Origin of the sequence: Brevibacterium sp. XM4083 (assembly GCF_006489205.2) — a bacterium.
GTDB lineage: Bacteria > Actinomycetota > Actinomycetes > Actinomycetales > Brevibacteriaceae > Brevibacterium.
Map to the genome: position 1 here is coordinate 96,399 of NZ_VFYR02000003.1, position 21,937 is coordinate 118,335.

Here is a 21,937-nt window from a genome sequence, read left to right on the forward strand (position 1 = left end):
CAACTCTGACCGAACTTTTTCCGGAGCAGCCGAAATCGTTGCGGTCCCCAGTCTTCGGAGATGTACGTGTAGGGGTCATCCTCGATGAGTTCTCGGCCGAAAGCTTCGGCTATGAATGGACACTCGTCCCGCTCAGGCGCGCCGATTGGAGCCAACAACTCGACGACCTGGACTTCGTGTTCATCGAATCTGCGTGGAACGGGAACGGGGGAGAATGGAAGTACCAACTCACCGGGGACTCCGGCGTCAAGCCTGACGTCATTGCCTTGCTGGAAGAATGCGAGCGACGTGGAATCACGAGCGTGTTCTGGAACAAGGAGGATCCACCCCACTACAACGACTTCCTTCCACTGGCGAAGCATTGTGATGTCATCTTCACCAGCGACGTTCGTCTGATTCCGAAGTATCGCGTTGAGCTGGGGCATGATCGGGTGGACGTACTGCCGTTCGCCGCACAGCCGGCGATACATTCGCCGGCGCGACCGGCTCGCGGCTTCGCAGTCCGTGACATAGCTTTCGCGGGAATGTACTTCGCCCACAAATTTCCTGAGCGTCGGGAGCAAATGGATCTCCTGCTGGGTGCAGCAGACGCTGTCTCGAATCGGATGGACTATGGTCTGGAGATCTTCTCTAGGTTCCTTGGTGACGATCAGCGATACCAGTTTCCCGGCAGACTCGCCGATCGGGTCGTCGGGTCGTTGCCTTATCGCAATCTCCTCACTGCGTACAAGCACTATAAGGTATTCCTCAACGTCAATTCCGTCGTGGATTCGCCCAGCATGTGCGCGCGAAGGATCTTCGAGATCTCCGCATCCGGGACTCCAGTAGTGACGACGCCGAGCGCCGCGACAAAGGAGTTCTTCGAGCAGGACGAAGTGCCCCAGCCGCAAACGGAAGAGGATGCGGAATGGACTCTCCGAGCCCTTGTCCGCAGCCGAGAGCTGCGCAGTCGAATCGTGCACAAAGCACAGCGCCGGATATGGAACGAGCACACCTACAGCCACAGAGCGATGACCGTCATGGACTCCGTCGGAGTCGATTTCGACGATCCCTTGCGGACTACAGTTTCAGCGGTCGTTTCGACGAATCGTCCAGAGCAACTTCTAGGCATCCTCGAGACCCACGCCTCGCAGAGCTTCTCAGAGAAACAGTTGGTCCTAGTCGCGCACGGCTTCGTCGTTCCGAAAAGCATATTCGCGCAGGCGCGGGATATAGGGATCGAGCAATTTGAGGTCGTACACATCGACGCCGCCGAAACGTTGGGGGCTTGCCTCAATCGAGGCATCCAAGCCGCTGACGGGCTGAACATCGCCAAGATGGATGACGACGACATTTACGGCCGACACTACCTGTCGGATCAATTGGCCGCTTTGCGATACTCCGGAGCGGATCTAGTAGGCAAGCAAGCACACTACTTACACCTGCGCAGCCGAAACATCGTCATGTGCCGGTTCCCTGAACGAGAGCACAGATTCACAGATCTCGTCATGGGTCCAACGCTTGTCGGTTGCCGAACTCTATTCACGGAGAATCCGTTCGCCGAGAAATCTCTCGGTGAGGATACAGATCTTCAACGTCGGCTGGTCTCCGCGGGGGCGAGAATCTATTCAGCAGACCGCTTCAACTTCGTCCAGGTCAGGGGCAGCCACACGCATACGTGGAGCGTAGCGGACGACCTTCTGCTGGCCAACAGTGAGGTGCACGCGTTCGGGTACTCTCCCGACCATTACCTATTCTGAGTAGCGACTTCTGCGACACCAGCGTCGACAACAGAGCGCAGCACCTCTGATTTCCAAACGCCCTACTCACCAAGAAGATCTTTAAGGATAGCTATACAACGATGAGCGGATTTGCCGTCGCCGTAGGGGTTCACTGCATTCGCCATTTCTTTGTAGGAAAATCCATCATTTAGAAGGCGAGCCACTTCGTCGAAAATTCTGTCTGAATCGGTGCCAACCAGTTTGACCGTGCCCGCACTAACTGCCTCCGGTCGCTCGGTATTCTCCCGAAGAACTAGAACTGGCTTTCCGAGGCTTGGCGCCTCTTCTTGGAGACCGCCAGAGTCAGTCAAAACAATGTCCGAGCGGGCGACCAGATGAGCGAACCCCGCGTACTCCATTGGCTCGATCGAAATAACGTTGTCAAGTCCTTCTATTTGGGGAGCAATAGACGCGCGAACTTTCGGATTCTTATGTGCCGGCCACACTATAAGGAGGCCGGGGTATTCTAACGCCAGTCGACGCATCGCCTTGCCTATATTGACCATCTTGTCACCCAGGTTCTCCCGCCTGTGGGTGGTCACTAGGAGAACTTTCCGATTATCAGAACCGTCACCGTCGAGTTCTGGAACCGGAACAGCCGCTTCCAACCCTACAGCCCAATGCAAAGCGTCGACCACTGTATTGCCGACCACGTGGATAATAGCGTCGGGTACTCCATCCGCGAGAAGATTGGCGCGCGAAACCTCGGTCGGGGCCAAATGAACTTTGGCAATCTGCGATACAATCTTCCGATTTGCTTCTTCCGGGAACGGTGACGCAAGATCACCACTTCGAAGCCCAGCCTCGAGGTGCACAACAGGGATCTCTCGGTTGAACGCAGCGATTGCGGCACCCATAACGGTCGTTGTATCGCCCTGAACGACTACCGCATCCGGGCTATGGGCTTCGAGAACTTGATCAATTTTCGTTATCACCATCCCAGCAATACCGTTCAATGTTTGCCCATGTGTCATCAAGTTGAGGTCGACGTTCGGAATGATGCCAAAGACTTCGTTGACCTGATCAAGCATTTCGCGATGCTGGGCCGTGACGACAACGACCGGCGTCAGGGTAGGCTCTCGTTCCAAGGCCTTAATCAGCGGCGCAACCTTGATCGCCTCTGGCCGAGTGCCATAGATGATCATCACTTTCGATGAACCTGATCCTCGTCCAGTCGTGATCACAGCTACTCCTACATAATTGATACGCGAGAAAATCGCTGCCTGAGCCGATTCCCGATCAACGCAGCCACAAAGACCAGTCGCAAGGTGAGGCTGACAAGGCGCCAACGAGAACCCATCTGTGTGCAACCAAGCGTAATATAGCACCCCCGCCCAGCCTGGAAGAACCGGCCTCGATGCCCGGAAGACGCAATGACTCCGAACTGCTTCGTGTCATTGATATACTAGGGTCAACCGCAACGCCTCTCGATACTTTGACCGTGTGCGCTTACCGAATTAGCTTTGCCCAACCGGGTGCTCAAACTCGTGTCGTTCTGCTCGAGTAATTCGAGCCACACGGGCCGCCCCTACAAATTGGAGCTATCACTAATGAACGCACCGTTAGATCGGCCCCGTCCGTCCGTGGCTGTGGTCGGCCTGGGCTATATTGGACTACCAACCGCGGCCATGCTTGCAAGCAACGGTGCTGACGTAGTAGGCGTTGACATCAACCAGGCAAACGTCGATGTCATCAACGCGGGCCGCGTGCCTTTCGTGGAACCGGATTTGGCCACCACTGTAGCCGGCGTAGTGTCACAGGGATTCCTCACGGCAACAACCAGCACTCCCCACGCCGACAACTACATTGTTTCGGTCCCGACCCCTTTTAAGCACGATTACAACCCTGACCTATCGTTCATCGAAATGGCGGGTAAACAGATCGCCCCCCAGCTCACTGGGAATGAACTAGTCATACTCGAATCCACCTCTCCACCAGGAGCAACCGAGTTCTTGGCACAAACGGTGATCGCAGCTCGGCCAGACCTCACGCTCGATCCTGGAACCCCTCATTCAGTCTACTTCGCGCATTGCCCTGAGCGTGTACTCCCTGGCAGAATCATGATCGAGTTACGCACCAACGACCGCATCATTGGTTCGCTCAACGGCAACGCTGGCGAACGTTCGCGAGATCTCTACCAGCTCTTCTGCGAGGGAGAGTTCCTCATGACTGATGCACGGACAGCGGAATTGTCGAAATTGGCAGAGAACGCATATCGCGACGTGAACATTGCCTTTGCCAATGAACTGTCAATGATAGCTGACCAGTTGGATATTGATGTCTGGGAATTAATCGAGCTGTCCAACCACCATCCTCGCGTGAACATACTCCAGCCGGGACCTGGCGTAGGCGGGCATTGTATTGCCGTGGACCCGTGGTTTATAGTCGCAACTGCCCCGAATCTATCGCCTCTAATCAAAACAGCTCGGGAAGTTAACGACTCAAAGCCGCAGTTCGTGCTTGACAAAATCCTTCCGTGGACTAGAGAACTACAAGACGTGACAATCGCAGCACTGGGTCTCGCTTTCAAACCAAACATCGACGATTTGCGCGAGAGTCCAGCGCGCGGAATCGTCAACGATCTGGCAGGCAGGCTTCCGAATGCAAGAATTATCGCCGTAGAACCGAACATCAGTGAACTACCAGGTGAACTCATTGCCCGCAACAATGTCACCCTCGGCGATGTCGACACCGCTGTCGACGAGGCCGACATCGTATTGCTGTTGGTCGATCATTCCGAGTTTGCGCGCATAGATCGATCACGACTAGCAAAAAAGCTCGTCTACGACACCCGTGGAATCTGGCGCTGATCTTGGGACCAACATCACGAGATCGACTGTCAGTTCGCGGTCTTGGCCACGCCTTAGTGACCGCAGCTGAGGAAGCAAGCACTTGGAGCGAAGCCTGCTCTTGTACAACCTACGCCCCCGCCGCAGAGCTGCTTCTCCGCGAGCACCGGGCTTCCACTTGAGTGATATCCTCAACCTGTCGCAACCTAAAACCCCGGAGTGAATCCATGAGCCCAACTGTCCACGACAGCGCCGATATCGCAGGTTCCGCTAAGATAGGGTCCGGCTCGAAAATCTGGCACCACGCGCAGGTGAGAGAAAACGCGTCGATAGGCGAGAACGTGATAGTGGGACGCGGCGCATATATCGGCACTGGTGTCGAAATCGGGCCGAACTCCAAAATTCAAAACTACTCCCTGATCTACGAACCGGCGCATCTAGGCGATGGCGTGTTCATCGGCCCCGCTGTAGTGCTCACAAACGACACGTATCCCCGAGCCGTCAACCCCGACATGACAGCTAAATCGGCGAGCGATTGGACCCCGGTTGGAGTCGCAATCAAATCAGGCGCTGCGATCGGTGCTCGGGCCGTATGCATAGCCCCAGTTACGATTGGCGAATGGGCAACGGTCGCCGCAGGAGCTGTAGTCACCAGGGACGTGAAAAACTACGCGCTTGTAGCGGGAGTACCCGCCCGTCAGATTGGGTGGGTCGGAAAATCTGGGCATCGACTTCATGAAATAGACGATAAGCTGTGGAAAGATACCGTCACCGGCGATATTTATGCAGAAGTAGATGGTCATCTCAAGATGACGGAAGGCACAAATTGACTGATTCAACTTTCATACCGCCGGCGCGCCCAGAAATTGGGGAGGAAGAAGTCGAAGCCGTAAGTCGGGTGATGCGCACAGGGTTCATCGCGCAGGGACCGGAAACGGAAGCATTCGAACAAGAATTCTCTAATGCCCTTGGCAGCTCAGTCATCTCAATTGCGGTGAATTCGGGCACTTCCGCTCTCCACCTCGGCTTGTTGTCGCTCGGGCTCCAGCCAGAGGATGAAGTGATTATCCCATCCTTCACATTTGCAGCTACTGGCAATGCCGTCGTCCTCGCCGGAGCAAAACCCGTATTTGCGGACATCGATCCTGCGACATTCACGTTGTCGCCAGAGGCAGTAGAAGCTTCCATCACCCCCAGGACTAAGGCCATCATGCCGGTTCACCTTTATGGCTTACCAGCCGACATGAGTGCTTTAAAGGCAATCGCCGATAAGCACAAACTGGATCTCGTAGAGGATGCCGCGCAGGCTCATCTTGCCAGCCACGAAAGTTCTCCAGTCGGCACTTTCGGAAGCTTCGGCGCATTCTCCTTTTACCCGACCAAGAACATGACGTCGGGCGAAGGTGGAATGATCACGACAACTTCCGAAAAGCGCGCGAATCTTATTCAGCTATACCGTAATCAGGGAATGAAACACCGGTATCACAATGAAGTCGTTGGATTAAACAATCGGTTAACTGACGTGCACGCCGCTATCGGGCGCGTGCAACTAGGTAAATTGCCGGGTTGGACCAGCCGCAGGCAAGAGATCGCAAAACATTATAACTCGACCCTGTCCGGCGTGATCACGCCATTTTTACCCCCAGAGCGCACCCACGTTTATCATCAATACACTATACGTCTCGACGGAGCCAGTTCGGAAGACCGAAACGACTTCGCAGAGGCATTAAAACGCGAATATGGTATCGGGACCGGAGTGTATTATCCAGTCCCCATCCACGAGCTTCCTTCTCTGAAAGAATTTCATGCAGTAGGACCTCTGCCACAAACACAGAAGGCGGCGGACGAATGTCTTTCAATACCGGTCTATCCTTCACTCACAGAATCGGATATAGACAGAGTCGTAACCGCAGTTAATCGGCTAGCAAGCGGGAGTTGATATGACCGTTCTACGTGCCGGGCTCGTCGGTCTTGGAATGATGGGTCGGCATCATCTACGAAACTTGCGTGCCCTTGAAGGTACAGTGGTCGTCGGTGTCGCAGATCCGTTAGGAGATCCACAAGGTATTGCGTCTGGCCTCGCCGTGTATACCGACGTAGACAGCCTCCTTGAACAGAACCTCGATTACTGTGTGGTCGCAGTTCCCACTGATCACCACCTCACGGTCGGCACTAAACTCGCAGCTGCGGGGGTGCACGCCCTAATTGAGAAACCCGTCGCGGCAGACTCACAGTCGGCTGAAACTTTGGTTCGGGCTTTCGCTGACCGATCGCTCATCGGAGCTGTTGGTCACATCGAGCGCTTCAACCCAGCCCTATTAGCGCTTAAACAGAGATTGGACGCTAACGAATTGGGAGATATCTACCAGGTCGCCACCCGCCGACAAGGACCATTTCCCGCCCGAATCGCTGACGTCGGCGTCACCAAGGATCTTGCTTCACATGACATCGACTTGACCTCATGGCTAACAGGGAAGAACTACGTGCGCGTGGCAGCTAACACAGCCCTTAAGTCTGGACGCGCACACGAGGACATGGTCGCATCGACGTGCATGCTGTCCAACGGGGTTATGACGAGCCACGTCGTGAACTGGTTAACACCCTTCAAGGAACGAAGCATCGCAGTCACTGGCGAGAACGGAACGTTTGTAGCAGATACTCTTACCGCCGATCTCATTTATTATGAGAACGCCTCTGCTCTAACCGAGTGGGACGATATTTCCCATTTCCGTGGAGTAGCCGAAGGCAATGTGACACGCTACGCTCTCACAAAATCCGAGCCGCTTCGCACGGAACACCAGCAATTCCAGAATGCCGTTAACGGAGATAGGGAGGCTACGATAGTCACCCTCGAGCAGGGCAAACGTGTAGTCGCTGTTTGTGAAGCTATGCTTGAATCATCGCTAACGGGGTCATCAGTCGAACTATCCATTAATTATGATGAGGTAAACCGAACATGAACATTGCCGTTATTGGGCTCGGGAAAATAGGCCTACCTTTGGCCGTGCAGTTTGCCGATAAGGGGCACAACGTCATCGGTATAGACGTCCAGGAACGTGTAGTCGAATCGGTCAATTCGGCGAATGAGCCATTTCCTGGCGAAGCAGGGCTCAAGGATAAGCTCGCTGCTACTGTTAGTTCTGGAAGGTTAAGAGCCAGTACTGACTACAGCGAAGGAATTCCCAACGCTGACGCAGTCGTCATTGTTGTCCCCTTGTTCGTTGATGATTCGACTTGGGAGCCTGACTTCCGTTGGATGGACCAAGCAACTCAGTCTCTCGCAGAGCACCTCAGCGCTAATACGCTGATCAGCTACGAAACAACTCTACCCGTCGGAACCACACGAAACCGTTGGAAGCCCATGCTGGAAGCCGGGTCCGGCCTTCGCGAAGGATCCGATTTTCACCTTGTCTTCTCCCCGGAGCGGGTCCTGACCGGTCGGGTATTTGCAGATCTAAGAAAGTACCCTAAGCTCGTCGGAGCGCTGTCTGACGACGGTCGTGACGCAGCGGTCGAGTTCTATGAGAACGTTCTTGATTTCGATTCTCGCCCAGACCTAGCGCCACGCACCAACGGCGTTTGGGACCTAGGCAGTGCGGAAGCAGCTGAAATGGCAAAATTGGCCGAGACAACCTACAGAGACGTTAACATTGCTCTCGCCAATGAGTTCTCCAGGTTTGCCGAAACAACTGGCATCGACGTGCATAAGGTGATCGAAGCTTCCAACTCGCAACCTTATAGCCACATTCATCGGCCCGGCATCGCTGTCGGCGGTCACTGCATACCCGTATATCCCCGCCTCTACCTTCACTCAGACCCCGAAGCCACGACCGTCAGGACCGCTCGACTGACAAATATGGCTATGCCGGAAAGAGTTGTGAAAGCTACTCTTGCTCGGATTCCTGACAGTGTCTCAAACCCGCACGTCGTCGTCCTAGGCGCCGCATATAGAGGCGGAGTGAAGGAAACGGCGTTCTCGGGCGTATTCTCTACTGTCGACGCGCTAACTTCACGTGGAGCCACGGTATCGGTCCACGATCCCTTGTACTCTTCCGGGGAACTTCGTGACCTCGGCTTCACTCCGTACATTCTCGGACAGTCGGCCGATGCCGTTATCATTCAGGCTGACCATCACGATTATCAAACCATTGGTTCCGACGACATCCCCGGTGTACGTGTGGTTTTTGACGGTCGCAACATATCTAGCGCCGACCAATGGCCGAACGCCGAGGTATTGATTATCGGCGACGGCGAAACACGATCCTTCGAATAATTCTGGAGCGAACTTTGGGCTTGCCGCTGATACCCAAGGAGTTCTTCGGCTCACATTGGAGTCAGGAAGAGTTGTTGACCGCACTCTACTTAGAGAACGTCCATCTCCGGAAGAACACTATCGACAACACTCCGCTCGTTGCGCTCAAACCGCCATCAGTCGCCCAGGTCAGCGACGAACCCGAGTACCAAATCGTTCGAGAATTCCTTAAACATCACTCTCGTCGCACCGGTGCCAATCGTCATTTGGTTCTCACCAATGATTATCCCGATTATGGCAAGGAATACGGAAACGGTTTCGTTCATCGTCGAATTCGAGCGTATATGGATGCCGGGCTGACGATTGACGTAATGCTGTTCAACAAACGTGCAGCTCGGCGGGTTTACGAATTCGACCGCGTTCGGGTACTCAGCGGGGGTGCCCACGAGCTTAATGGTCTCCTGGCAGCTCAAGCCTATAATTCTATTTCTGCTCACTTCTTTAATCGGGAAATGTGGAATACGCTGTACCATCACCGCCGAAGTTGCTTGACGCCGCTGCACGTTTACGTTCACGGCTATGACGCTCGCCATTGGATGAGGCGACGACATGATATTCAGTCGCACGGAGATTTGCGCAACGCCATTGAGCGCAGTAATTCATTGCGCGAGTTCTGGACGGAGCTGGCGACTTCTATTTACCGCCCTGACTCATTCATTTTCGTCTCGCAGTACTGGCGTGAACTGATGCAGCAGGACATGGACATCGACATACCGCATGGTCACGGCCGCGTAATTCACAATTTCATCGACGGAGACTTGTTCAAATACCAGAAAAAGGAACCGCAACAGAGGTTCCGAATCCTATGGGCGCGAAGCGCTACGTCGCGACATTACGGAGCCGACATCGGTGTAGACGTACTGAGGAAGTTGCTGGACTCGCGCCACGGACCTCGAGTCGAGGCCACGGTTGTTGGAGACGGACAGTATTTCGATCTATTTGAGGCCGCGTTTAAGGATGATCCAAGAGTTTCAATCAGCCGGGGGTTTGTCACTCAGGACCGAGTCGCCGACTTGCACAAGTCGCATGGGTTCTTTCTCGTGCCAACACGACTAGACACGCAGGGGGTCTCGCGTGACGAAGCCATGTCCTCTGGCTTAGTGCCAATCACCAACGCGGTCGCCGCGGTCCCTGAGTTCGTTGACAATGAGTGCGGTGTCGTTGCACCGTCAGAAGATGCATCCTCCATGGCGGAACGAACATTGAAATTGATGGACGATCCTGACCAATTTAGCGCCAAGTCGTTGGCAGCATCACTGAGAGTACGCAGTCAGAGCGGTAGGACGTTCACCATCGATCGTGAAATCGCCATGATGGAAGGAGCCTCTGTCGAATGATACCGATGGTATTCGTTTCTGAGACTGGAGCTCTGGAAGGGAGCCTTGTGACCGCGGTACGCGAGTATTGCAAGTCGGCTCCCGTATTCCACATTCGCTATCCTTCGGAAGGGTTTTTCGAAACGCCGCCAACACCTGCGTGGGTTGAACCGATGGGAACTAAGACCCCATTAACACGACTCTCTCGCAGCTTTTTTAAAGCCTTGGCCGAAAACCGCCAAGTTTCTCATGTCATCGCGGTAGGAACGCAAGCCATTATTCGAGCCAGTTCGATTGGCCTAGATTTACCATTAATCGGTATTGTTCCTCGGGGAAGCGTCGATTTCTCTCGCCGCAGGAAACAGTTACAACTAGATTTTCAGGTTGCGTCAGAGTCATGTGACTTGTTGCTTTTCGACAGCTTTCATGAGATGGACAAGGCTACGAGCCATAACTCACAGGCTCCGCATTTTCTTCTTCCACTGTTTAGCGCTAGCTCAAACTTTCTAACAGGAAGTATCAAGTCTCCTCACGTCAGTATCGTCGTACCCGACGATTGTAATGAGGAGCGTCGAAATGAGCTCGCTAAAGGTCTCAAAGATTCTAGAATTGGCTCAACTGTCCAATACTCTATAGTGGAATCTGGATCTCTCTATTCCGAGACGGACTTCACTTCTGCTCGCGGATTCCCAGGTACGCTTCGTTATCGCTTCCCGAAAGCTACCACTCACGTCTTGATAGCAGGGAATTCGCGTAATCATGCTGCTCTCGTCGCCGCGCTCGAGTTCAATCATCCTGATCGGTATGTTCTAGACGCTACGATCTCCAATCGGGAGTTGGCTGTGCGATACGGAATCGATCCGGCCAAGTACGGTCAGGGCGCTGCACTCTTTCAACGTCTCTCTGATCTAGTGACGTCTGACACCCCATCAAAATCAACCGACGGACAGCATAGTGAAGCCCATTCTGGAGTGCTTTCCGGAGTGGAGCTGCTGGCGCATTTGACAGATGTCGCCGGACGGGAAGTCGCTTGGTGGTTTGAGGAAGGTATCTGCGAGCCAGTAGTAGGACCGTTTGACGTGTTCTTTTCCGTTGCAGCTGTCGAGGATCGGGCGGATGGCGCCCGCCCGATGCGCATACGAGCAGTGTCTGAGAGTTTTGGTTCCGGCGATGTAATGACTGTCCGCTTGAGTGCCAGTGACAATATTTTCAAGCGGCGTTCACTCGCGATCCTAAATATTCTCGATGCCGGTGGCCGGCCTCGGTACTTTTACGGCGAAAGCAGTACGGCTCCGATGCATCCCCAGGTGGTGGACAGCCTGAGCCGACTCCTTCGTCGGCTTGTTGGCGACGGTCTACGGGTAGCATGGTTCCTTCGCGACCTACATTGGCTCTCCCGGGATGCAGACTTTTCCGCAAACACTGACCTTGAAGAACAGGCCCGGGTTGAACGCGGGCTCCATGAAGTTCGGTCTTTAATTCCGCTCGCCGACATTCTTTATGCACCAAGCTCCAGGTCGGCCGTCATGTTTCAGGAACTGCTCTCTGAATACAACATCTTTGACAGTCAATGGTCGCCCTTGCCGCCCGCAGTTTCAGATTATCGATCTCTATCCAGCTCCGATCTCTCACTTCATGGTTCTCCGAAGTTTGTGTATTCGGGGGGTTACGGTGACGTCTATCAAATGGACGATCTTATTTCTGCGTTTGGAGCTCACGATTCGCCCGTTGACATGAGATGGTACATCCGACCATCCGATAGTGGCCGCCTCATGAGCGACCTCGCGAAATCACGAAGCGCATACGAAAATGATCTCCGCCCTGATGCTACCGATAGTGCGAGCATCGACGGCTTGCTACCGCATGGTCATTCAATAGATCATACCGAGTTTTCACAATTTTCCCCTGGTGACGGCCGCTATATCGGGTTGGTGCTTCTTGATAGCGACTACGCGAAAGACAGCTTCCCGTACAAGGTGATGAGTTATCTCGAGAAGCGGATTCCGGTAGCCGTGTTCGACGACATGGGAGTATCTGAGTTCATTGAGGAGCACGGACTTGGCGTAGCAATTCGACGAGAAGGCTTCAGCCTGCGAAGCCTAATTCAACAAATCGAGATATTTTATGAGCGTCAAACAGAATGGTCCGAAGTCCATCGCCTGCATTCGTGGAAGGCTCGTATGGATGAAGTCAGAAGAGCGCTCTCTGCATTGGACCGACTGTCATAGAGACCTAGCAAGTACGAATGTTCAAGTGTATCTTCTTTTCACTCACTTGTACTTTTTGGCGCCTCATCGTCGAAGAGAGCGTAGGCTGGCCTAAAGCCGCTCGGCTCTAGGGTTCTCCTCGCTATGCAATGCCTGAGGTTGCGGAACTTCAGCACCGACTCCCGCAAATGATGGAGCCCGCCGCCGATCTACTACCTGAGATCGTTGGAGCTGCCTGGTCAGTTGTGCAACGCGAGTTATCTCGTCGCTTCACGTTTCAATATTCGTCTCGACGTCAAGTGTCAACGACTCCTGAAGATCGGCCCCTACGTGGCGGGTGGAAATTGCCCCGTTATATTCTTTTGCAAGCAGTCGCCAGGGCCTCCGCTTCGTAGAAGACCGGTATGCGTAAGTACAGTTTTCCTCACCTGGTAAGACGGATCCTTCGAACTGTCATCAAGACGAGAGGGCCTCGGTTGGATACGACGACGAACATCATCGAGACCATGATCGGCAAGTCTCACGACGGGGACTGGGTCCGTGACAGCTACAGCATCAGACAGTCCCTCGAAACTTTCAGAACTGTTCTCTAACTGTGCTGCTCGGCTCACGTGCGGCGAGTTTAATGGCGTGATCATGCTCCAAGGCACCGCATATGGTCCGGCACTCTTGGCCTCAGACTATAACTAGCCGAAGTTTCGCTCAAAGGTATGAACTACCTCCAAAGGGGATTCGAGCGCTCGCCTACCGTGGTTCATCTCCCGAGGCTTTTGTTCAATCCTCTGGACCACGCTTTAATCGGCGATTACACGTCACAATCGGTCGTGCCGGTGCCGGAATCGCATAACTACCCATCAGGTGAGTCACGAGATCGGCTGGTCGCGCCTCCATCCAAGATCGTCTTAGGCCCCACGTGCACCAGAGGTGCGACGTCGCCTGATCTCAACGGTCAACAGATAGACTTAGTGTGGATTATTCTTAAGAAAACCTCCAATGATAGGACCCTGCAACTTGCGCGTAGTCAGTATCGTCGGCGCCCGCCCTCAATTCGTGAAACTTGCTCCCATGGCAAAAACTTTTAGAGAGTTGGGGGTGGAACACAAGATTATCCACACTGGCCAACACTACGATGTCGACATGTCAGATTCCTTCTTTAAGGCCCTTGGCATCCCGGACCCTGACGTTCATCTCGGAATCGGGTCAGGCACGCACGGAGCGCAGACTGGAGGGATGCAGGCGCAGATGGATCAGGTACTTCTTGACTTCCATCCGGATTGGGTTCTCGTCTATGGGGATACAAATTCGACTATCGCCGGTGCACTGTCGGCAGTAAAGCTTCATATTCCCCTGGCGCACCTCGAAGCCGGTCTCCGCTCACACAATCGTGCGATGGCCGAAGAACACAACCGGGTTCTAACAGATCATGCGGCAGACATTTGCTTCGCACCTTCTGCAGCGGCAGTTGATAGTCTCATCCAAGAAGGTTTGGGCGAACGAGCCCTACTAGTGGGCGACGTAATGGTTGATGTCTGTTACTTCACGCGGGACGCAGTCAAAACAAGCTCCGCTCCCCTTCCCGGCGCTGAAGGGGGAGAACGATTCGTGCTTTGCACAGTTCACCGTGCGGAGAACACCGATGACCCCACTCGTCTCAGGAAGATTCTCGATGCGCTCGCGGAGCTTCCGTTGCCAGTCGTATTACCGGCCCATCCGCGCCTGATCGCAAAGACCGCAGAATTTGACATTTCGCTTGGAGGGGGATCATTGAGAATCGTCAAACCACTTGGCTATCCCGAAATGGTGAAGGCCATCACCGGGGCCGACGGAGTCATAACAGATTCCGGCGGTGTACAGAAGGAAGCGTATCTTCTGGGAACACCCTGCACGACATTGCGTACTGAAACCGAGTGGGTAGAAACTCAGCAGGGAGGTTGGAACCTGCTTGACCCCGACCTTTCTCGATTAGCCGAGATCAGCCTTCGACCGGTGCCAAGAACTAAACGTAGCAATCCCTATGGTGACGGCACGGCAGCGTACGCGGTGGCAAAAGCCCTGATTGATCGCAGCTAGGGAGGTCAAACCCATCGCCTTTCAGTCAGCGACGCCGACCGAATAGACGAAAGAACTTGGAAAAAACCATTCGCCCCCGAGAATACTTTTCGTATAGATCTATAAGTTTCGGTTCATAGTGCGCCCAGCTGTCTCGCTGGATGAATTCCACCGCACCTGCTCTGAATATCCGCAGATCTTCGTCAGTCAGATTATTGATTGAATTTGCAATGCTGTGAGCCACCGTTCGTGGGGACACAACCAGACCCATGCCGGCCTCGCGAATGCGCCAGGCCATTTCTGGAAGATCGCTTGCAAAAATCGGCACACCGGAGGCTGGAAACTCCCAAAGCTTATTGGGTGTACAGAAGCGGTGATTGAGGCCTATATCTTCATACGGAATTGCACCTAGAGTTGCCCCAGCGGTCCACATAGGGAGCTCCGAATGCGCGGCGCCAGGGACGGCAGAAATCCTAGCCTTAGTCGATGGCCGATCCCCGAGCTCTGACGCTCGTTCTTTGATCGACGCCTCGAGTTCACCCCAGCCCATAAATACCACTGACCACGTATCATCCAGCTCCTTCGCAACATCCAGTAGAGTACCGATTCCGCGATGGTCTGCGAAGCTACCTTGGAACAGCAAAATCCGCTGAGATCGATCAAGTCCCGCCGCGTGATGCAGCCGACCGTCATACGAGAACACTGTGGAAAACCGGGCAGCATTGGGAATTAGAGTTGCGCTTGGAAGCTCAGGGTAACGCTCTGCGTAAACCCGGGCAATACTCTCGTTGAGAGTGATAAATGCGGACACGAAAGGAGCATTATCGCGAATGATTCGCGGGTTGACCTTGCGACGAACATCTTCGAGGCCGGCCAGCTCTTCGTAGATCTCGTGTGCGTCCCAGACAATTGGTACCCCGAACTCCTCTTTGTACAGCGTGGCTGCAGTCAGACTAACGTGATCGTGAATGTGGACAGCGTCAGGGCGCATGATCTGACGCACAGCTTCAAATATCAAGCGTCCCTGTTCGCTGAACGACGCCCATACCTTGTTCTCCCGGGTAGGCTCAAGCCCTCGCTCTGATAGGAAAGAAGCGACGCCTCTGAGATCACGATGTGTAAGACGTACCGGAATGTTGCCGTCTATCAAGAAATCTTCATCTTGCTCGGTGGTCAAACCGAACACTCTCACTTCGTGACCCGCCTCGACGAGAGTTTGAGCCTGTTTTATCACGCGCGCGTCATGACGAACTGCGTTGTGGACGGTGACTGCAATTTTCAATCTGATGAAACCTCTGCTGTGCTGAGTCCTCGAACTGCAATAGGTGAGGAGCCGCTCAATCCATACGAATAATCGAAACAAACCTTTGCGTCAAACCCGATACTCCTACACTTATTGATTATGTTGGCCAATGGATCCAAGTGGACCTCCCTGATAGATTCTGAAATAGATGCTTTCACAAGCTTCAATGAAATAGAGACGCCAATTCGTAAAGCAGTCGAGTGACTTTTATCAGGGAGGATCTCCGAAAGCCCCGGCACTTTCTGATACATTTTCGGCGGACTGGCTATGTTCAACCTACCCCAGAACAACTCATTCCGCATACGCTTAACCCGAGCGGGCCAGTATAACGCCACGCGAGCCTGAGCCGGTACCGGAGAACTTAAATTTCTCATACAGAACTTTTGGAGTACCATTAAAGTTATGATTCTTCGCTCTAAGAAGCGAAGAAAACCGCCTGAATGGGATTGCCTAAAGCGAAGATTCAGCGGAACGTTAGCCCAACATGCAGGCCGGCCGGAGCTTGACAAAAAATTCAAACGAGAATGAAGGGTAGCGGCGCTTGGCGCCGCACTCGAATCCTCGATCAATGTTCGCCGGCTGTGATAGGCCACCACAAACTGGCTGCTCGGCACGAGTGTTCCTCACAAATCTCTAATCACTGGTCGATGCGCACCAAATCGATCGTTCTTCCAGGCCGTTGTTGTGTTTCGTCAAGCTCGCAGGAGGTGCAACCCGGTTCAATTATACCGAACATTCCTTCTACATTCTGAGCTCGTACAACCTCGCCTCAATCGTAACTAGCGTTTGTCGGCAGTTCAGCGTTCATCGCGACTATCTCGGCTGCCGATAGGACTGTCGCCCCAAACACCCGTTGCGGGGGATGACTATAGGCCATCAGGTTGATGCGACGCTTCATCCGCGGATCCCATCGATGGAGCGCGCCCCAGGCACCGGAGTAGGTATCTGCATGGCCGAGACGTGCCTTATCTGAACGATCGTTAGGGGCGGCCGGCAACCAACGCAAGGTCGCGAGGCCACTTTTGCTCGTCATGTAGTTCTTTCGGAATGCCAAGGCCACCAACTTCAAAGTTTTCCCGCCAACGAGCTGAGGATCGATAGCCTGCCATTCCAAAAGAGCACGGACTCTCATTATCGCGTGAGAGCTGTCTTCTCCCCGTTGCACTCCCGTCACTTCCCGCTCTGACACGGGCGAGTCACGCACGACGCCTTTAAAACTATCGCTTCCAAATGGATAGTAATACCACGGGTGCGGCAGATCCCCTCGTTCTAACATTGCTAGTTCATGAAGCCACGGTCGAGTCAGCGATACACCGAGAGAGCCCAATCGGATGTCGCGAAATTTTCTGCCGAGAATGATGAAAGAGGTCGCCGCATCGACTACATGGTTGTGTGGGACTTCCAGGCCGAGGCGTCGACTGGGGAAATCTGCGGGAGTAATATACCAATATTGACCCGCACGCGCGAGAATTTCATCGTCGTGCACCATCAGAGCCCGTCGTGCTGCTTCGTACAACTCGATTGGACTTACATCTGAATCGTTGGCCCTATTCCCTGCGGCTTCAAGTGCCTCGGCTGCACAGATTAGCGACCTCGCGATCATCCCCGTGTGGACAAAATGCGCGGCAAATTGCTGCACCAACGAGAATTCGCGCGAAGCGAGAAAACGGAGATCCATTGGCGAATTGAGTCCACGCAGGAGCACTGCGTGGACGGAACTTCGCCGAGCGAGGAGATCAGGAAGATAATCAGGACTATCCGAAAGCAAAGAGCCCTCAAGCGAACTCCACTCCTCGCCACCTTTTCTAATAGAACGAATTATGGCCGTGTTCGGAGTGGGGCGCTCTATAATGACACGTTCGGATGCGGCTTGCAGCTGTATCGGAGTGCCCTCTACTCTACCCACCGTAACCGTGCCCGCAGTATAACGGGATCCCGCTGACCAAGCGGGGTTGCTATCCTTTCGCCAATCAACGCGCCCAATCTTGTCGTCCGTACGCTCAATCATATGTTGTGCCCAACGACACGCTCTCTTAAGATGCTCAGAGTCGCGACTGACTCGCCAAGCAATACATGCAGCCCGGATTAAATACGATATGTCCCAAGCAAAATGTCCATCCTTATTCGAACTGTATTGGTTTTCTTTTGCAATCCGCTCGTCCATGATGTTCAGTCCACGGATAGTCAGTGCTTCGTAGGCCAGTCGCACATCCTCGACCCGGTAGCTAACCGGGCCGGGAAGGTCGAACTCTACCGAATCGTGGTCCATTTTTCCTCTAGCGCTGGGGAATGATGAAGGAGGAGGTTATGAAGGCTTGGTTGGCTCCAGGAGTCTGTGCCGCTAGGGCGACGCCGTTGCGGTAAACCTGTTCGTAGGCAGTCGCGGTCAGTTTACCCAAACGACGATCTGAACGCGTCCAGTGACGTGTCCGCCAGAACACGTGCAGAATCGCCGTGCGCAGCTCCAGCTGAGCCTTCCGCCGGCACCTGTCGGAGGCGTTTCTCTGAATCAGACCGAAGAACGACTCCATCACCGGACTACGCGGTGCGCTAGCCAACCCAGAGTAACTGCTCGAACGTGGACACGGCGTCGTGATCGGGGAAGAAGGCAAGCACCGCCCAGTCCGGGTGATATGCGAGAATTTCGTGAGTGGACGTGCCACAGCCGTGGTGTATTGACGTCGTACGCGGCCGTACTCAACTCATTTGAAACGGCGTACGCGAATATCAAGCGGTTTCAGTCGATGGCCTAACGGCGCGTGGGCGTGACGGCGGACAACGATGACTCGTACGATTCCGCGGCCAGGAGACAACTAACGCAGGCGCTCGGGACTATTGAACCAGTCTTCAAGGATGGATCCTTGCTCGGTAATGTGCTTGCCAATACACGCGAGGTCAACAAAGTTGAGTCGGCAGGGTGTTGTGAAGTCTGAAACCGAGAAAGGCGGGCGGCCAAGTCGATTTCTTTCGCTTGGACATGTGAGCACATCCGTCTTCAGAAGGCCACGGCGCATATCCGGATAACGACTCGGTCTACTCTGAAATCACCGATCCAAAACCCCATTTACGACGAGCTGTTTGTGGCGCTATTGGGCGTCGAGAGGGAGTCGATCACGATCTCCTTCCACGTTTTTACGACACGTTCAGACGACCACGCCATAGCGCGCTTTTGCATCTCGAGGCCGCGCGAAACTCGAACGTCGTACTCGCGCGCTCTCAGTACTGCATTTTTCATAGCTTGCAAATTGTTATAAACTAAGTCAGATCCGAAAATATCTCGGGCGCCCACCCGGTCCCACACTATTGGAATACTGCCAGACGACATTCCTTCAGCGGCTGCCAGGTGGAAAGTTTCCCGTTCACTCGGAGACACGACTATACCGATCTTTCGTAGCCAAGATCCAACGTTCGGTGAGAACGCTTCGAATACGAGGTTGTCACTTGCCGCAGAATCGCGCACCCGCGCGAAAAACTCGAGATACAATTGACGTTCCAGTGGGTCGTTCCATACATGAGGATATTCCCACGGAGGTCTACCCTTGATAAATAAGGTATACCGATCGTCGTCGCGAATCAACTCCTCCAACAAATCCAAGGCTCGATCCGGACGTTTAAGAAATGGAACGAATCCCAACATTCCAATGTTGAATTCACTTCCCGGCAGCTTGGGTCGCTCCAAATCATGCGCGTCAATCGCATTCGAAATCACAGAAGTCCGCGACAGGTCGAGCTGAAAACGGGCCACCACCGCTGCCCGGTGATGTTGAGAAACAAACGACAAATGATCAACTTGGCGAAAATCGATATCTCTCAACCAGGGGCCGTTTATCTCAAATCCGTGGAATCGGCAAACCAAAACTTGGCCCGGCCTCTTGTGTCGCGCATACCACGCAAGGTTCGGCCCGGCCCATTCGCAGAAGATGACGTCGGAGTCGCGAGCAGCAGAATTAGACGAAACAGGATCATTGGTATGCAGTGAGCTCCAACGGTCTGCACGAACTAAAAATCGATCGTCAGACTCAAAACCCGATTCTATCTCGCGAAGAAACTTTGGATCGTGCGTGGCGAATGTAATCGACACCTTCTTGTTCCCTACTTGGTCTCTGCCTCCGAAACCGCGTGCTCTGAACTGATCACGCAGTCTACTAGCGGCGGCGGAAACCGTGAACTCGTCAAGCGGGAACTCGGAGACATCCACCCCGGCATCAGTACTATTGAGTTTCGCGACCAACAACGCAACATCATCCACGTTAGCCGCCGCTGGAATATAGCCCGCAAACGAATCGCCGAGCAGCTCCCGGTTGGACCTGGAGTTGTTCACCAACGGAAATACGCCGGCAGACAAATATTCCAAGACCTTAGTAGACAACTCGAGTGATGAGTCCATACCGTCTGAACGCCAACTCACTCCATACTCACATTGCTTGACGATCTCGATCGTCTCGTCTCGGGACAACGCTCCAAGATAGCGGACCCCACTGTCGTCATCTTCGTTTGCAGCGATGAGGGCTGACCGCATCCGATCTGGCCATTCGGGGTCAGATTTAGAACCTTGAAACTTGTCACCAATCATCCACAGCTCCGAGGCTATTCCCAGGCGAGCCAACACCCGCGGCAGGTTCAAAAGCTCAAGGGTCATCCATTCCCGGGCGAACTTTCCCGCATAGCAGATGCGGACAGGCACACCTTCCCGGCGTTGAGCATCAGCCTCGAGGTTGCCAAGAGCCGGAATCATTGGAGGCATGAGCACCGTCTTCCCAGCTGCGACTGGCGCTACCGCTTCCAGGTAACTACGAGCTTCTTCAGTCTGGGAAACCATTACCGCGACCGATTCGGCAACGCGACCGAGACCGTCACGCAATTTCACGTTGTACTCACTCGGGGGATATGGGAGGTCTGTTACATATGCCCATGTTCGCGACGATAGCTCTGAGCGGCTCGCGACTTCGGTACTGATGCGCAAACCTCGGAGGAAAATGAGGTCGTAATGCTCACGCTCGTCGATTTGCGCGATGCGACGGGCCGTCTCTGGCGGATTTAGTCGAGCCACATAAGCCGCACTGTCAACGGTGAGTGGTCCTTCTGCCAACGGCGGAAGCAACGTAACATTTTCGAGTGATCTCACCTGATGCGACAGCTTGGACGTATATAGCGATTCTTTTAGTAACAGATCCACGCGGTCCGTTGCGCCGGACAATGCGGATACCGCTGAAAGCAACCAAATTGAGGAACCATCCAGAATATTGAGGCTGATGTCTGCATAAACCAAGATTTTCAACGATCGGCTCCTCTCGAAAATACGCAATCGGAAATAGAGTGCACCACCKTGGTATAGGTTACCGCACCATCATCATTATTGGGTTGAGGCCGCAGAATAATCCTATGACGATGCTCCAGTTCTCTAGTATAATGATTGGCTACCCCTGATCGCGCGACCATAACGGTAAGAATCCCTCGCGATTTTGCCAACTTCAGTATTTCACTAAGCATCAGAAAGAGCTCAGTGCCTTCGGCTGAATCCGCCCCGAACCAGGGACCACTTTCAAACGCTGAATCCTCAACAACCAGATACGCCGCAGCTACGGGCAACGTATTCAAGCCAGAGTCTGGTCGCAGTCCAACAACGTTACCGAAGACGCTCATGTCATCCCGTAGAGCTTGAGTCGCAATTGCGGCAATGATAGGTCGCTCATCAGTATCCCGTAGGGGTTGTTCCAACAGCATGCGATACTTTTGACTAGACGCAGGATCATCCAGTTTTGCCGCTGCGCCTCGGCCGGCCTTCACGCTTTCACCGCTCTGGCCCTGAGAACTGTAGGTTGCGATTAAGGACGGATTGAAAGGATTGATTCCGGCCGCGGCTCCAGGAACCACGAAATCGCTCGAAGTTTCTTGGGCCTCTAGGGACGCCGACGTCTTCAATTCATCCGCAGCCTTCTTTAGAATTTCTATATTCCTTTTAATCTGAGAGAGCTTCTCCAGACTTGCCCTAAGATCGCGGGTACGGTAAGCCACTGCGGAGGCATCAATCCGCGTCTTCTTTGTTTCCTGCATGGCGGCGGTAAGGCGTCTGTCAATTCGTACCGCTTGTCGATGCTGCGTCCAGGATGACACCAAAATCAAAAAAATGAAACATCCAGAGCCCAGAAACGAGAGTATCGCCAGAATAAGGTTACCAGTGCCAATCATAACAGAGACACT

The 21,937-nt window shown here is 53.8% G+C and carries 14 protein-coding genes; 9 read left to right on the top strand and 5 right to left on the bottom strand.

Translation table 11 applies throughout. The features are described from left to right. Positions 1–38 precede the first annotated feature (38 nt). Positions 39–1,739, top strand: a complete 1,701-nt coding sequence (locus tag FJ887_RS09770) for a glycosyltransferase family protein (protein ID WP_250786208.1) — start codon at positions 39–41, stop codon at positions 1,737–1,739. A gap of 62 nt (positions 1,740–1,801) precedes the next feature. Here the strand turns inward: FJ887_RS09770 and wecB (FJ887_RS09775) are convergent, their stop codons facing one another. Then, positions 1,802–2,905: a non-hydrolyzing UDP-N-acetylglucosamine 2-epimerase gene (gene wecB, locus FJ887_RS09775; RefSeq protein WP_140955451.1), complete on the bottom strand. Its 1,104-nt coding sequence runs from the start codon at positions 2,903–2,905 to the stop codon at positions 1,802–1,804. Positions 2,906–3,310: 405 nt separating this feature from the next. Between wecB (FJ887_RS09775) and wecC the strand changes: the two genes are divergently transcribed. The 8 genes from wecC to wecB (FJ887_RS09815) all read left to right on the top strand — a co-directional run bounded on the left by wecC (position 3,311) and on the right by wecB (FJ887_RS09815) (position 14,454). Then, on the top strand, positions 3,311–4,570 hold the full coding sequence (gene wecC / locus FJ887_RS09780; protein ID WP_140955452.1) for a UDP-N-acetyl-D-mannosamine dehydrogenase: 1,260 nt from the start codon (positions 3,311–3,313) through the stop codon (positions 4,568–4,570). A 206-nt stretch (positions 4,571–4,776) separates the two neighbouring features. Further along, positions 4,777–5,379, top strand: a complete 603-nt coding sequence (locus FJ887_RS09785) for an acyltransferase (RefSeq protein ID WP_140955297.1) — start codon at positions 4,777–4,779, stop codon at positions 5,377–5,379. After that, positions 5,376–6,488, top strand: coding sequence for a DegT/DnrJ/EryC1/StrS family aminotransferase (locus FJ887_RS09790; RefSeq protein WP_140955299.1), 1,113 nt, complete (start codon positions 5,376–5,378; stop codon positions 6,486–6,488). Before FJ887_RS09785 ends, FJ887_RS09790 begins: the two co-directional genes overlap by 4 nt. Position 6,489: 1 nt before the next feature. Beyond that, positions 6,490–7,509 carry a Gfo/Idh/MocA family protein gene (locus FJ887_RS09795; RefSeq protein ID WP_140955301.1) on the top strand — a complete coding sequence of 340 codons (1,020 nt, stop codon included), beginning with the start codon at positions 6,490–6,492 and terminating at the stop codon, positions 7,507–7,509. Further along, complete coding sequence (locus FJ887_RS09800; RefSeq protein WP_140955303.1) at positions 7,506–8,822, top strand: nucleotide sugar dehydrogenase; 1,317 nt, start codon at positions 7,506–7,508, stop codon at positions 8,820–8,822. The genes FJ887_RS09795 and FJ887_RS09800 overlap by 4 nt, the downstream gene beginning before the upstream one ends. Then, positions 8,765–10,198 carry a glycosyltransferase family 4 protein gene (locus tag FJ887_RS09805; RefSeq protein ID WP_140955305.1) on the top strand — a complete coding sequence of 478 codons (1,434 nt, stop codon included), beginning with the start codon at positions 8,765–8,767 and terminating at the stop codon, positions 10,196–10,198. The genes FJ887_RS09800 and FJ887_RS09805 overlap by 58 nt, the downstream gene beginning before the upstream one ends. Before the next feature lie 5 nt (positions 10,199–10,203). Beyond that, a complete protein-coding gene (locus FJ887_RS09810; RefSeq protein ID WP_140955307.1) occupies positions 10,204–12,405 on the top strand; it encodes a hypothetical protein in 2,202 nt (733 codons plus the stop codon). 972 nt (positions 12,406–13,377) lie between these two features. After that, on the top strand, positions 13,378–14,454 hold the full coding sequence (gene wecB / locus FJ887_RS09815) for a non-hydrolyzing UDP-N-acetylglucosamine 2-epimerase (protein WP_350457225.1): 1,077 nt from the start codon (positions 13,378–13,380) through the stop codon (positions 14,452–14,454). A gap of 25 nt (positions 14,455–14,479) precedes the next feature. Here wecB (FJ887_RS09815) and FJ887_RS09820 read toward each other — a convergent pair whose 3' ends face one another. The 4 genes from FJ887_RS09820 to FJ887_RS09835 all read right to left on the bottom strand — a co-directional run bounded on the left by FJ887_RS09820 (position 14,480) and on the right by FJ887_RS09835 (position 21,925). Continuing rightward, positions 14,480–15,715, bottom strand: a complete 1,236-nt coding sequence (locus tag FJ887_RS09820; RefSeq protein ID WP_181365639.1) for a glycosyltransferase family 4 protein — start codon at positions 15,713–15,715, stop codon at positions 14,480–14,482. Between the two features lie 790 nt (positions 15,716–16,505). Continuing rightward, the gene (locus FJ887_RS09825) at positions 16,506–17,414 is read right to left on the bottom strand and encodes a hypothetical protein (protein ID WP_140955313.1); all 909 of its coding nucleotides are present in this window, start codon (positions 17,412–17,414) and stop codon (positions 16,506–16,508) included. 1,386 nt (positions 17,415–18,800) lie between these two features. Next, the gene (locus FJ887_RS09830) at positions 18,801–21,014 is read right to left on the bottom strand and encodes a glycosyltransferase (protein ID WP_140955315.1); all 2,214 of its coding nucleotides are present in this window, start codon (positions 21,012–21,014) and stop codon (positions 18,801–18,803) included. Then, a complete protein-coding gene (locus FJ887_RS09835; RefSeq protein ID WP_250786209.1) occupies positions 21,011–21,925 on the bottom strand; it encodes a hypothetical protein in 915 nt (304 codons plus the stop codon). Before FJ887_RS09835 ends, FJ887_RS09830 begins: the two co-directional genes overlap by 4 nt. Positions 21,926–21,937 lie beyond the last annotated feature (12 nt).

Bases quoted from the DNA above. Each gene is read 5' to 3' on its own strand.
- FJ887_RS09795 (WP_140955301.1), top strand. From the start codon at position 6,490: ATGACCGTTCTACGTGCCGGGCTCGTCGGTCTTGGAATGATGGGTCGG.
- FJ887_RS09810 (WP_140955307.1), top strand. From the start codon at position 10,204: ATGGTATTCGTTTCTGAGACTGGAGCTCTGGAAGGGAGCCTTGTGACC.
- wecB (WP_350457225.1), top strand. From the start codon at position 13,378: ATGATAGGACCCTGCAACTTGCGCGTAGTCAGTATCGTCGGCGCCCGC.
- FJ887_RS09805 (WP_140955305.1), top strand. From the start codon at position 8,765: ATGGCCGAACGCCGAGGTATTGATTATCGGCGACGGCGAAACACGATC.
- wecC (WP_140955452.1), top strand. From the start codon at position 3,311: ATGAACGCACCGTTAGATCGGCCCCGTCCGTCCGTGGCTGTGGTCGGC.
- wecB (WP_140955451.1), bottom strand. From the start codon at position 2,905: ATGATCATCTATGGCACTCGGCCAGAGGCGATCAAGGTTGCGCCGCTG.
- FJ887_RS09825 (WP_140955313.1), bottom strand. From the start codon at position 17,414: ATGGATCTCCGTTTTCTCGCTTCGCGCGAATTCTCGTTGGTGCAGCAA.
- FJ887_RS09785 (WP_140955297.1), top strand. From the start codon at position 4,777: ATGAGCCCAACTGTCCACGACAGCGCCGATATCGCAGGTTCCGCTAAG.
- FJ887_RS09800 (WP_140955303.1), top strand. From the start codon at position 7,506: ATGAACATTGCCGTTATTGGGCTCGGGAAAATAGGCCTACCTTTGGCC.